At 66.9% G+C, this 12,740-nt stretch carries 12 protein-coding genes and 1 riboswitch; of the genes, 1 reads left to right on the top strand and 11 read right to left on the bottom strand.

The annotated features are described in order from the left end of the window. The 7 genes from J0L98_RS19320 to J0L98_RS19290 form a co-directional block, all read right to left on the bottom strand. A partial coding sequence (locus tag J0L98_RS19320) for an amidase family protein (RefSeq protein WP_296413576.1) occupies positions 1 to 874 on the bottom strand: 874 nt, incomplete at its 3' end. 13 nt (positions 875 to 887) lie between these two features. Next, positions 888 to 4,493, bottom strand: coding sequence for an urea carboxylase (gene uca, locus J0L98_RS19315; RefSeq protein WP_296413575.1), 3,606 nt, complete (start codon positions 4,491 to 4,493; stop codon positions 888 to 890). Positions 4,494 to 4,596: 103 nt separating this feature from the next. Next, positions 4,597 to 5,250, bottom strand: coding sequence for an urea amidolyase associated protein UAAP2 (locus J0L98_RS19310; protein WP_296413574.1), 654 nt, complete (start codon positions 5,248 to 5,250; stop codon positions 4,597 to 4,599). A gap of 10 nt (positions 5,251 to 5,260) precedes the next feature. Next, entirely contained in the window at positions 5,261 to 6,049 is a 789-nt protein-coding gene (locus J0L98_RS19305; RefSeq protein WP_296413573.1) for an urea amidolyase associated protein UAAP1, read from the bottom strand. Positions 6,050 to 6,052: 3 nt separating this feature from the next. Next, positions 6,053 to 6,898, bottom strand: a complete 846-nt coding sequence (locus tag J0L98_RS19300; RefSeq protein WP_296413571.1) for an ABC transporter ATP-binding protein — start codon at positions 6,896 to 6,898, stop codon at positions 6,053 to 6,055. After that, positions 6,898 to 7,719, bottom strand: a complete 822-nt coding sequence (locus J0L98_RS19295; protein ID WP_296413569.1) for an ABC transporter permease — start codon at positions 7,717 to 7,719, stop codon at positions 6,898 to 6,900. Before J0L98_RS19295 ends, J0L98_RS19300 begins: the two co-directional genes overlap by 1 nt. A gap of 7 nt (positions 7,720 to 7,726) precedes the next feature. After that, positions 7,727 to 8,797 carry an ABC transporter substrate-binding protein gene (locus J0L98_RS19290; RefSeq protein ID WP_296413567.1) on the bottom strand — a complete coding sequence of 357 codons (1,071 nt, stop codon included), beginning with the start codon at positions 8,795 to 8,797 and terminating at the stop codon, positions 7,727 to 7,729. 57 nt (positions 8,798 to 8,854) lie between these two features. After that, a riboswitch (guanidine-I (ykkC/yxkD leader) is annotated at positions 8,855 to 8,998 on the bottom strand. 385 nt (positions 8,999 to 9,383) lie between these two features. Between J0L98_RS19290 and J0L98_RS19285 the strand changes: the two genes are divergently transcribed. Beyond that, positions 9,384 to 10,400, top strand: coding sequence for a hypothetical protein (locus J0L98_RS19285; RefSeq protein WP_296413566.1), 1,017 nt, complete (start codon positions 9,384 to 9,386; stop codon positions 10,398 to 10,400). Positions 10,401 to 10,444: 44 nt separating this feature from the next. Here the strand turns inward: J0L98_RS19285 and J0L98_RS19280 are convergent, their stop codons facing one another. The 4 genes from J0L98_RS19280 to J0L98_RS19265 form a co-directional block, all read right to left on the bottom strand. Beyond that, the gene (locus tag J0L98_RS19280) at positions 10,445 to 11,059 is read right to left on the bottom strand and encodes a heme-binding protein (protein ID WP_296413565.1); all 615 of its coding nucleotides are present in this window, start codon (positions 11,057 to 11,059) and stop codon (positions 10,445 to 10,447) included. Between the two features lie 615 nt (positions 11,060 to 11,674). Further along, positions 11,675 to 11,956, bottom strand: a complete 282-nt coding sequence (locus J0L98_RS19275; RefSeq protein WP_296413564.1) for a BrnA antitoxin family protein — start codon at positions 11,954 to 11,956, stop codon at positions 11,675 to 11,677. Between the two features lie 16 nt (positions 11,957 to 11,972). After that, on the bottom strand, positions 11,973 to 12,221 hold the full coding sequence (locus J0L98_RS19270; protein WP_296413577.1) for a BrnT family toxin: 249 nt from the start codon (positions 12,219 to 12,221) through the stop codon (positions 11,973 to 11,975). A gap of 60 nt (positions 12,222 to 12,281) precedes the next feature. Beyond that, on the bottom strand, positions 12,282 to 12,740 hold a 459-nt coding region (locus tag J0L98_RS19265; protein WP_296413563.1), incomplete at its 5' end, for a DUF3482 domain-containing protein.

Genomic DNA, 12,740 nt, shown 5'->3' with positions numbered 1-12,740 from the left:
CGAAGTCCACCTCCACCGGCGTGCCGCCAAGGGTGGTCAGGCGTGCCACCGCGGCCTCGAACAGGGCGGCGTTGTGCGGGTCGCCGAAGTAGCTCAACTGCTCAGGGCGCGGCACGCCGAAGCGGAAGGGCTCGCCGGCCGGGAAGCGGCGGCCGTGGACCTCCACCGGCCGGCTGTAGGCGTCTGCTTCATCGAAGCCGCGGGCCACGGAGAACACCGCGGCCGCGTCGGCGGCGCTGAGGGCGAAGATCGATATGGTGTCGATGCTCCGGCAGGCGGGCACCAGGCCGGTGGAGGAGAGCAGGCCGCAGGTCGGCTTGAGGCCGACCAGGTTGTTGAAGGCCGCCGGCACGCGGCCCGAGCCGGCGGTGTCGGTGCCGAGGGAGAAGCTGACCTGTGCGGTGGCCACCGTCACGGCCGAGCCTGAGCTGGAGCCGCCGGAGATGAAGGCCGGGTCGATGGCGTTGCGGCAGGCGCCGTAGGGGCTGCGGGTGCCGTTGAGGCCGGTGGCGAACTGATCCAGGTTGGTCTTGCCGAGGGGGAGGGCGCCGGCGGCTATCAGCCGGGCCACCACCCGGGCATCGGCGGTCGGCAGGTAGGCGAAGTCCGGGCAGCCGGCGGTGGTGGGCAGGCCGGCCAGATCGATGTTGTCCTTGATGGCGAAGGGGATGCCATACAGGGGCAGGCTGGTCGGGTCCTGCGCGTCCAGGGCGCGGGCGCGGGCCAGCAGCTCGGCCTCGGGCAGCAGGCTGATCCAGGCATGGTGCGCATCCGCCCGGGCCCGGGCGTGCAGGTCGGCGAACAGGGTGCTGGGCTTGAGGCCCTGGCGGTAGGCGGCGGCCAGGGTGGCGAGGTCTAGGCTTTGGGGCAGCATGGTCGTCTCTCCGTCATTGGGGGGCGCAGTGCAGGATCAGCAGGTCCTGGCCGGCGGCGACAGGGGTGGCTTCGCGGCAGAGGAGTTGCAGGATCTCGCCGTCTTCGGGGGCGGTGACGGTGAACTCCATCTTCATGGATTCGACGATCACCAGCGGGTCGCCGGCCTTCACCTGCTGGCCGGCTTCGACCAGCACCTTCCAGATGTTGCCGGGCACGTAGCTGGCGACCAGGCGGGCGCCTTCGGGCAAGTCCAGCTCGGAGTCGGCTGCGGCGGCGGCGATGTCGGCCTCGCTGATGTACTCGGCCTGGCCGGCGGCCTTCCAGCGCTCCCGCTCGGCTTCGAAGGCGGCCTGCTGGCGAGCCTTGAAGGCGGCGATGGGGGCGGCCTCGTCGGCCAGGAAGCGGCGGTAGTCGGCCAGCCGGAAGACGCCTTCCTCGATGCGCACCCGGGCGCGCCCGGCAGCGAAATCCTTGCGCAGTTGCAGCAGCTCCGCCTCGCTCACCGGCACGAAGCGTACCTGGTCGAAGAAGCGCAGCAGCCAGGGCTTGTCGAACTGGCCGGTGCCGCGGGTGCCGTGGTGCCAGCGGTTCCACATCTGCACCGTGCGGCCGACGAACTGGTAGCCGCCGGGGCCTTCCATGCCATACACGCACATGTAAGCGCCACCGATGCCCACGGCGTTCTCGGGGGTCCAGGTGCGGGCGGGGTTGTACTTGGTGGTGACAAGGCGATGGCGCGGGTCCATGGGGGTGGCCACCGGAGCACCAAGGTACACGTCGCCCAGGCCCAGCACCAGGTAGCTGGCCTCGAAGACGGTGCGATAGACCTCGTCGATGGAATCCAGCCCGTTGATGCGGCGGATGAACTCGATGTTGGAGGGGCACCAGGGGGCGTCCTTCCTCACCGACTGCATGTACTTCTCGATGGCGAGTTTGGTGGCGGGGTCGTCCCAGGACAGGGGCAGGTATACCGTGCGGCTGGGCACCGCCATGTCGTCGATGGCGGGCAAGGCGTCTTCGGCGGCGATCAGCGCGGCGAGCAGGGCGCTGCGGTTGGTGCGGCGGGCGTCGAAGTGCAGTTGCAGGGAGCGGATGCCCGGGGTCAGGTCGATGATGCCCGGCTGGGGATGGGCCTTCAGCCAGTCCATCAGGGCATGCACGCGGAAGCGCAGCTCCAGGTCCAGCACCAGCGGGCCGTACTCCACCAGCAGATAGGCGTCGCCCGCTTGACGGTAGACCACCCGGGGGCGCTCACCGGCCGCGGGCAGCTCGGCCAGCACCGGGGTGGTGACCGTCTCGGGTTCGGCGACGACCGGCGTGGTAAGGGGGGCATTGGTGCCTCCCAGGGCTCCGTCGGTCTCGGCCAGCCGTCGGGCGGCGGTGGTGGCGCTCACCGGCACGAAGCGCAGGGTGTCGCCGGGACGTAGCTGGCCGAGCTTCCACAGGTCGGCCTGGATGACCACGGCGGGGCACACGAAGCCGCCCAGGCTGGGGCCGTCCGGGCCGAGGATCACCGGCATGTCACCGGTGAAGTCGACGGCGCCGATGGCGTAGGCGTTGTCGTGGATGTTGGAGGGGTGCAGGCCGGCCTCGCCGCCGTCGGTCCGTGCCCACTCCGGCCGGGGGCCGATCAGGCGGACGCCGGTGCGGCTGGAGTTGTAATGGATCTCCCAGTCGGTGGCGAAGAAGCTGGCGATGTCCGGGTCGGTGAAGAAGTCCGGCGCGCCGTGGGGGCCGTAGAGCACGGCCACTTCCCAGTGGTGGCTGTAGCTGGGCGGCTGCAGCGCCAGGGGGGTGGGCAGGGCGGTGGTGGGCTGAATCGCCAGCACGTCGCCGAGGCGCAGGCAGCGGCCGGCGTGGCCACCGAACTGGCCCAGGGTGAAGGTGGATTTGCTGCCCAGGTAGTCGGGCACGTCGATGCCGCCAGCCACGGCCAGGTAGCTGCGGCAGCCGGCGTCCTTCACCGCGCCGATCTTCAGCACGGCGCCGGCCTGGACCGCATGGGCCTGCCAGAAGGCGACGGGTTCGCTGTCCAGGGTGGCGGCGGTGGGGGCGCCGGTGAGGGCGATGACCGCGTCGCAGTTGAAGCGCAGGGTCGGGCCGGTCATGGTGCATTCCAGGCCGGCTGCGCCTTCCGCGTTGCCCACCAGGCGGTTGGCGGCGCGCAGGGCCAGGTCGTCCATGGGGCCGGAGGGCGGCACGCCCACGTCCCAGTAGCCCACCCGGCCGGGCCAGTCCTGCACTGAGGTCTGCACGCCGGCTTCCAGCACATCAAAGGTGCCGGGGCGGTAGTTGAAGCTATTGAGGTAGCGGGTGGTCTGGCGGCCGGCGCGGAACACCTCGCCGTCGAGGATCTGGCGCAGGTAGGCCCGGTTGGTCTCGATGCCATACACGCGGGTGGCGTCCAGGGCGGCGATGAGCGTGTCGGTGGCAGCCTCGCGGGTGTCCGCGTGGACGATGATCTTGGCCACCATGGGGTCGTAGTAGGGGGGCACCTCGGAGCCGGTGGTGACGGCCGTCTCCACCCGCACGCCCTCGGGAAAGCGCACTTCGGTGAGCAGCCCGGACGAGGGCTGGAAGTTCTTGGCCGGGTCTTCGGCGTAGAGGCGCACCTGGATGGAGGCGCCCCGGGGCTGCGGCGCGGTGGCGGGCAGGCGCAGATCGCCGGAGGCGAGCAGCACCATCCATTCCACCAGGTCGGTGCCGGTGACTTCCTCGGTGACGCCGTGCTCCACCTGCAGGCGGGTGTTGACCTCCAGGAAGTAGAAGGCGCCGCTGTCGGCGTCCATCACGAACTCCACCGTGCCGGCGGAGCGGTAGGCGATGGATTCCATCAGGCGCACGGCGGTGGCCGCCAGGTTGGCGCGCTGCTCGGCCGTGAGGCCCGGCGCCGGGGTCTCTTCGATGACCTTCTGGTTGCGGCGCTGCACCGAGCAGTCCCGCTCCCCCAGGGCCAGCACGCGGCCCCGGCCGTCGCCGAACACCTGCACCTCGATGTGGCGGGCGGCGGTGACGTATTTTTCCAGGTAGATGCCCGCTTCCTTGAAGTTGGCCCGGGCCAGGCGGTCCACCGAGGCGTAGGCCTCGTCGAGCCCGGCCTCGGAGTCGATCAGGCGCATGCCGATACCGCCGCCGCCGGCGGTGCTTTTGAGCATCACCGGGTAGCCGATGCGGGCGGCCTCAAGGCGGGCGTGGGCCACGTCGTCGAGCAGGCCGCTGCCAGGCAGCAGGGGCACCCCGGCCTGCTCGGCCAGCTCGCGGGCGGTGTGCTTGAGGCCGAAGGCCAGCATCTGGGCGCGGGTGGGGCCGATGAAGGCGATGCCGGCGGCTTCGCAGGCGTCGGAGAAGTCGGGGTTTTCGGACAGGAAGCCGTAGCCCGGGTGGATGCCCTGGGCACCGCTGGCGCGGGCGGCCTCGAGGATGGTGTCGGCCTTGAGGTAGCTCTCCGCGGCGGGGGCCGGGCCGATGCACACGGCCTCGTCGGCCAGGCTGACATGCAGGGAGTTGGCGTCGGCCTCGGAATAGACGGCGACGGAGGCGATGCCGAGCTTCTTCAGCGTGCGGATCACCCGGCAGGCGATGGCGCCCCGGTTGGCGATGAGGACTTTGCTGAACATGGTGGTGTCTCGCGAAAAGGGCGGCGGGTCGTCCCGCCTGGTCTTTCCTGTCCGCCCGGGTCGTCCCGGGGGCCGGCGAGTGCCGGAAGCGTGCGCTGCTGGATCAGCCCCAAATGAGGAACTGCACCGGTGTCGGGTTGTAGGCGTTGCAGGGGTTGTTGAGCTGGGGGCAGTTGGAGACCAGCACCCACAGGTCCATCTCTGCACGCAGCTCCACATACTTGCCGGGGCCGGAGACGCCGTCGTCGAACTTGAGCTGGCCGTCGGCGGTGACGGGCACGTTCATGAAGAAATTGACGTTGGGCACCAGATCGGCCTTGGTCAGGCCGCTGTCCGAGTGCTGGATGGCCAGCAGGTAGTTGTCGCGGCAGCTGTGCATATACTTCTTGTGCAGGGCGTAGCGCACGGTGTTGCTCTCGGCGGCGCAGGCGCCCCCCAGGGTGTCGTGGCGGCCGCAGGTGTCCGCGACGATGGTCAGCATCGGCCGGCCTTCGCTGCTCATCAGCACCGAGCCGGTGGTCAGGTAGATGCCGCCCTGGTGCAGGATGGTGTCGGTGACGCTGTAGTGCTCGTCGGTGTCGTGGCGGTTGTAGAAGATGATGTCGGCAGCTTGGTTGCCTTCCAGGTCGACAATGCGCAGGGTCTGGCCCTGCTTCACTTCGTGCAGCCAGGGTTCGCCGGCGGGCAGGGTGGCGCTGTGCAGGGCGTTAGCGGGGTCGAGGGGGCTCTCCTGGATGCGGATGGCGGTGGCGGTCATGGGCGTCTCCTCAGGCCAGGTATTGCATGTCGGTGTTGTGAAGGGCGCGGGCGCATTCCGGGCGGAAGCTGCGGCAGAAGTCGTCTTGCCGGGCCGGGCCGGAGCGCCAGGCGGTGAGGCCCACCGCGGCGGGGGCGTAGTCCTGGCGCGGGTCGAGGGGGTGGGGCGCGGCCGACACGGCGACGATGACGTCCATGTCCAGGCGCAGGTCCACGTGGTCGCCGGCCCGGGCGTGGTGGGGGTGAAAGGCGAAGCGGCCTTCCGCGTCCACGCTGACCTTGCTGAAGAAGTTCGCCGGCGCCACCAGGTCCCGGCGGGTCAGGCCGTACTTGCCGATCTCGATGAGCAACCCGTCGCGGCCCGAGCGGTACATGCCGTTGCGGTACTGCTGGTAGCCGTGTTCGCCGTACTTGGCGCGCATGCGCGGGGCGTCGAGGAGCAGGCCGAGGGGGTCGTGCCAGCCCAGGCTGTCGGCGGTGATGGAGGCCATGGCGCAGCCCATGTCGCTCATCAGCACATGGCCACGGCTGTAATGGGCGGTATGCTGGGCCTTGAGGGAGTCGGGCATGTTGTAGCGCTCGAGCTTCTGCCGGGCGTTGTAGAGCACCACCGACAGGTTGGCGCCGGCGTCCTGGGCCACCAGGCGCAGGGTGGTGCCCCGGGGCAGCATCCATGACCAGTGGCAGCCGCCGGGGATCACGTCCGAGAACAGCACTTTTTCGGCGGGCAGGTCGGGGGCGATCTGCTGCCAGCGGGTGTCGATGTCCACCGCGGCGGTGGGGGTGAGCAGGGGATTCATGGTTCAGGTCTCCAGGTCGGCAGCGGCGGCGGAGAGGCGCGCCAGTTGCTCCAGGTCGGTCTTCATGCCCGATGTCTCGCGGATGCGGTTCAGGATCTCGCGCTTGAGGGCGAGAAACTCGGGGGCGAGCTTCATGTCCTGGTGGCGCTCGGCGGGCAGGGGCACGTCATAGAGGGTGTCGATGCGGCCGGGGCGGGGGGCCATCAGCACGATGCGCTGGCCCAGGTAGATGGCCTCTTCCACGTCGTGGGTGACGAAGACGATGGTGCTGCCCTCGATGCGATGGACGTGGCGGATCAGGTCGTGCATCACTTCGCGGGTCTGGGCGTCGAGGGCACCAAAAGGCTCGTCCATCAGCAGGATGGGCGGCCGGCTCATCAGCGCCCGGGCAATCGCCACCCGCTGCTGCATGCCCCCCGACAGCTGGCTGGGGTAGGCGTGGGCCACGTGGCTGAGGCCCATCAGGCGGATCAGCGCGTCGGCCCGGCCCGAGGCCTTCTCCACGTCGGCCGAGGTACGGTCACGGGTGTGGGCCTTGAGCTGGCGGCAGAAGCGGATGTTGTCGAGCACCGTGAGCCAGGGGTAGAGGCTGTAGTGCTGGAACACCATGGCCCGGTCCACCCCGGGGCCGGTGATGGCCTGGCCATTGACGGCGATGCTGCCGCTGCTCAGGCTCTCCAGCCCGCCGATCATGCGCAGCAGGGTGGACTTGCCGCAGCCCGAGGCGCCCACGAAAGTGACGAACTCGTTGGGCCGGATGTCCAGACTGGCCTTCTCCAGGGCCTGGATGGCACGGGGACCGTTCCCGAAGGTCTTGAAGGCGTCACGGATCTCGATGTTGGCACCCATCAGTGTCTCCCGGCCAGGTAGGGGAAGGCCTTGCGATGCAACAGGCGGAAGCCCTGGTCGATGACCAGCCCGATCAGGCCGATCATCAGGATGCCGGCAAAGATCTTGTCGGTCTGCAGGAAGCGCTGGGCCTTGAGCACGGCATAACCCAGCCCCGAGTTGGCGGCCACCAGCTCGGCCACCACCAGGTAGGTCCAGGCCCAGCCCATGGTCACCCGCAGGGTATCCAGCAGCGCCGGCTTGGCCGAGGGCACGATGACCTTCTCGATGATTTCGCCGCGGCTGGCGCCCATGGTCTGGGCCGCCTCGATCTGGGCCAGGGGCACCCGGCGCACGTCCTCGGCCACCATCAGCACCATCTGGAAGAAGGTGCCGATGAAGATGATGGCCACCTTGGAACCCTCCTCGATCCCCACCCACAGCATCACCAGCGGAATGAAGGCCACCGCCGGCATGTAGCGGATGAAGTCGGTAAGGGGCTCAAGCAGCGCCTGCACCGCGCGGTAGCTGCCGATGAACAGGCCCAGGGGCAGGGCGATCACCGCCGACAGGGCCCAGCCGGCCACCACCCGCCAGGTGCTGATGGCTACGTCGCCCGCCAGTTCATCCTCGACGGCCCAGCTCCACATGCGCGACAGCACGTCGGCCGGCCCGGGCAGGAAGACCTTGTCCACCCCGTCCAGGCTGCTCGCCAGGCCCCATGCCAGCAGTGGTGCCAGCAGCCCGCCCAGGGCCAGCAGCCAGTATTGCCGTGGATCAATGGCGGTGCGGATCTGCCAGAGGGCGCTGCGCCCTCCTTCGGCTCCCTTGCGTGCGCTCATGCTCGTCTCACTTGCCCAGGGCTTCGGTCAGCAGCGAGGCGTCGATGCCCTTGGCCGCGTCGGGCTTGCCGTCGATGAGCTTCTTGTCGAGAAGGAAGCTGGCGATGGTCGGGGCCACGCCGAGCAGGGACTTGGGATCGGCCGCGTTGAAGGCCGTCTGATTGGCGGCGGCATCAAAGAAGCGGGTGCCGGGCAGGAAGACCTTGTATTCCTCCGGCTTCATGCCCACCACCTTGGACATGATCTTCGCGGCCTCATCCGGGTTGTCGCGGATGAACTTCTCGGTGTCAAACCAAGCCCGGATCATCCCGACCAGATCCTTGCGCTTGGCCTTGATGGCCTTGTCCTGGGCCACCAGCAGATCAGGGATCAGGCCCGGCATGTCCTTGGAGGTGAACAAGGCCTTGCCCTTGCCGCTCTTCTCGATCTGCGCCACCCAGGGGTTCCACACCACCGCGGCGTCCACCCGGCCGGACAGGAAGGCCGCCGCCGCATCGCCTGCGGACAGGTTCACCACCTTCACGTCCTTCTGGCTCATGCCGTTCTTGGCCAGCGCGGTGGCCAGCACGAAGTGGGAGATGCTGAACTCTTCCAGCGCGATGCTCTTGCCCTTCAGGTCGGCAAAGCCCTTGATCTTGCCGCTGACCATCAGCGCATCATTGCCGGCGGAGTTGTCATTCACCAGCACGGCCTTCAGGGGCAAGCCCTTGGCCAGCGGCCCCATGGTGTCGGACCAGGTCTGGGAGTTGGCGTCGAGCTGGCCGGAGGACAGGGCGGAGATCGAATCCGTGTAGTTGGCAAACCACACCAGCTTCACATCCGCCTTATGCTTCTTGAAGAAGCCCTTCTGCTCGGCCACATACCAGGCCACCCAGCCCGGCCAGTCGGACACGCCGACCTTCAACTCGGCCAGGGCCGGCGTGCTGGCACCCACCAGCGCCAGGCCGAGCCCGAGGGCACCCAGACCTTTGCGGAAACGGGAGAGGGCTGCACCGAAGGGGCTGCGGGATGGGGTAGTAGGGGCGAGATTGCCGAGGACGTGGAAACGGCGGGCAGGACGGCTTTCAGCGTGGTGCATGACAGGGCTCCCTTGCGAGTCGGATAAATGGGCGAGAGGGCGCTTCATTCAAAGCGAACCTCCCGGGCTTTTATCCCTCCGTGGAGCCGGTCATGCCGATGGTCGTCAAGCGGCACTTCCTGGCCGGCGGCTCTCGGACCAGACATCCCCGGTGACGTGAATCACGTCGAAACCGGGACCGGAACCCTAGCCGCCCTTCGAAGAAGCGAAAGCAATATGTCGATTCGCCCCTCTCGAAGAATGATCTAGCACGGGCTGTGCCAGATGGCGTGGAAATCGCCAAAATCCCGGTGGCTTCGGGGGGCTGTCCATAACCCCGCCTCGGGGACGCAATCGCCGCGTGCAGTGTAGGGCACGTTGACGGTGCATGGCGAAGGAGGGCTGCATTGGATCGGTGCATGTCGGGGCGTCAGGCGTTGCGCCGACGACGTGGTTTTCCATGGGCTTTGACCGCCCTGAGGATCGCTCCCTATACTCGTGCCCGATGGTGTCCAAGTGTTTCGTCATTTGGATCCATGCCCGCCAGGAGTCGCGTCGGGCGATTCATGGGCGTGGGGGTCATCATTTCTGATCGGGGAGATTTTGGATGCAAGTGCGTAAAGGTGTTGGTGTTCTGGCGTTTCTCTTGGTGCTGTTCGTACCCCTCGCGGAGGCTGTGGACTTTGGCGCGCCGGCCATCGAGGTCGTGGATGGCGCGACCCTGAAGGGCGTCAAGCGGGTGGCAGTAAGCTCCTTCACGGTCCAGTACGTGACCTCCCAGGTCTGGGACACCTCTTTCACGTCCGGCGGAAAGAAGGGCAGCCTGCAGACCGCGGGGCAGGGCGGAGGGTTTGATATCGCCGACGCACTGGATCCGGCGAAGATGCAGAGCACCACCGACAAGCTGTATCTGGAATTTCTGGCTGATCTGAAAGCGGCCGGTTTTGAGGTGGTTTCGCCCGAGACGCTGGCCGCCAGCAAGGCCTACAAGGACTACCTGGCCAACGCGCCCAAGACACCCCGTAAGGAAGAGGCCGAGTCGGAGAAGGGCAACGGCGCTGGCGCAATCACCAGCATCTTCTACACGCCGCCGGGTGTGCCCCTGGTCCTGGGCAACAAGTTCGATCACCTGAGTACGGGAACCTTCGGCTCCAACGTCAAGGATCCGACCTTGACCTTCACCGGAAGCCTCAGCCTCTACACCACCAACTGGCCGTATTACGACAAGGATGTGCAGAAGGAACTGGGGGCGGCCACCCTGCACGTGCGCCTGTATGTGCCCCTCGCCCACGTCCAAGTGGCCTCATCGAGCTTCTGGGGCAGCGGATACAGCCGGCAGGGCATCGAGCCCGGCCTGCGGCTGGGCAATCGCCTGACCCGGGTTGCCGTGGGCCACAACGGCGACTATGCCAAATTGTTTCTCAGCGAGCCCTATCTGATTCCCGGCCCCATCGAGAGCACCGTGGAGGAGGTCAAGCACCCGAACGCGATGCGGGCCATCTTGGGTGAGAAGATCAAGATCTATCCGGGTACGGTGTCAGCCGAGAAATACTGGCAGCTCTTCCCGGACGCCGCCAACCAGTTGCTCAAGGCCTTTGCGCGCAAGCTCAAGGACGCAAGCTGACATCCCAGTTCAACGGATAGGCTGCCTGAACGTCCATCGGGATTTCAGTTCAGGCTCAGCCAGATCTCATTGCGCCGCATAAACCACGGCACGAAGGGCGCGTTGTAGCGCGAGTAGATCGGCGCGCCCGTCGTGGTCAGGCCGGCTGCCGTGACGCCTGCGTTCAGCCGCTCCAGGTGGGTGTTGTAATTGGATTCGGACCAGCTTCCGGAGTATCGGATCACCGCAAAGCGGCCTCCGGGGAGCACCTTGAGCTTGATCCGGGCATCCAGCGGCTCCGGCAGGCTTTCCAGGGTGTAGCTGGCGGGCATCTTGAACTGGATGGCAAAGCCGGCGTCCGTGGCGGATTGCGTCACGGGCGCCGTCATCTCCAGCCTGGCCGGGACGGGCGTTTGGGTGACGGGGGCGGTCATCTCGATGTTCCGCTCGCCCTTGTTCTTGCCAAAGATGTAGGCGGCCAGAATCCGGAAGCCCTGGTTGCCTGCCTCCTCGGCAGGACCGGGCACCACCACCTCGGCGACCACATAGGGTTGATAGTCGCGAATCTCGAACGCGTCGTATTTCTGGACAATCTGGAAGACCGGCTCTTCGATGGCATGCGCCTGGGCGCCACCCAGTGTCAGGCCTAGGGTGAGTGCTGCGGTGGGGACGAGTTTCATGGAGGGGCTCTTGTGAGGTCGGGTGCATTCCCGGCCGGAGCTTGATTGACTAAGGCGATGCGCTTAAGTTCGGCCGAGGCGTGGGATTACCCAACTCCGCCCGCCTGCGGATACCCGCGTCAAGGATCCGACCCTGAGCTCCACGTTCAGCTTGCCTCATTGCAGCAAGCCGAACCCAGTGCGTCGGCAAGCCTGCCGGCGTCGCGTCGAACTTCATCGGCAATCCGGGCTACCTGCTCCTGGCCGGATCAACTGACGGGTGAGGCGAAGAGAGCGTCCGGGGTGCACCGACGGGCGGCGGGAGGGACTGCAGGGCGAATGGTAGGCGCGACCGTAGGGGCGACAGTAGGGGCGACTTCAGTCGCCCGCGGACTTCGATCAAGGGCATGCCTATGATCAACGCGCGGATGGGCGACTGAAGTCGCCCCCACAAGAGGATGTCGCAAAACTCGTCGCCCACCAGGCATTCACGATGGACTTGGCATCAAACGCGGTTCAGTCACCCGAAACGCCATGTTTTTGCGAGCTAAATGCAGTTCTTGATCTCATAACGCGAGTGTCTTCGCTGTGCAAAATGGTTTTACAACACCCTCTGAAGTCGCCCCTACGGTCGCCCTACAAGTCGCCAGTGCAGCCTGCCTTGGCCTGATGCTCGACATACTCACGGAGAACGCTGTCCATCCGCGACTGCCAGCCATCGCCGGTGGCCTTGAAATAGGCCACGACCTCCGGGCTGTAGCGCACGGACAGCAAAACCTTTTTGCTTTCTGACCTGGGACGCCCACGCAAGGACTTGAGCGGAACCATTGCCTTCAGCTGTTCGGCTGTGAGCGGCTGGGCATCCGGGTCGCTCTCTGCCGCGCCCGTGATCGCCTTGTCTTCTTCGAGGCTGGGCATGTGGATGGCCGGACGTTCAGAGATTTTCGACATAGTGCGTCACCTCACGGCGAGTGGCGTAGAGGAGGCTGATGATCCTGCGCGTTTCACCACGCTTCACAAACGCCACGTAGTACAAGGTGTTGGTCTTGGGTGCGAGGGCGATCATGCGAACTTCGTCATACCCGTATCGTTCGTCAATCCACACAAGCGCGGCGTCCCAGTCAAGTTCGGTGCCGAGTGAAAGGAATACGCCGTGCTTCGCCTGATTGGCAGTGTTCTTGATCGGATCGAACTCGATTTCGATTTCGATTTCGATTTAATGCAGCTACTTTAAATGGCCTTGTCAATGAGGCTTCAAGGCTTCCCCTGCCTGCGGATAGAGCCGCTGCAGTACCACTGTACCGGTGTGGGCGAGCAGCGCCTCGAGCCGCTCCCGGCTCCCGGCCATGGCCGCTTCATCCCTCCCGTTGGGCCAAGCCTTTAGAAGTTCCTCACGTACCTCGGCAAGCGCTTCTTCAACCTGACGCCGCCAGTGTTCCGGCAAGGGCGTCTGGCGCCATTCGCCGCGGCCGCGGCCGTAGTGGGCGATGGCGAGGTAGCGCAGCAGGCTGGCGGTGAACAGGCGTTCGAGGCTGTCGCTGCTCCAGTGCAGGCTGTTGTCGTCAATGCCGCGCAGGCGGTTGGCGGCGTGGGCGGCACCGGCGCTGCCGACGGCGCCGGCAATGGCGCCGATGACTGCGCCGGCGCCGAGGGTCAGGCCGCCGGCGGCCAGGTAGGCGGCGAGGCCGGAGAGGGCGCCGGA

Origin of the sequence: Zoogloea sp. (assembly GCF_017302315.1) — a bacterium.
Lineage (GTDB): Bacteria > Pseudomonadota > Gammaproteobacteria > Burkholderiales > Rhodocyclaceae > Zoogloea.
Note: the sequence above shows the minus strand (reverse complement) of the source record. Positions and strands in the feature narration are given on the sequence as shown.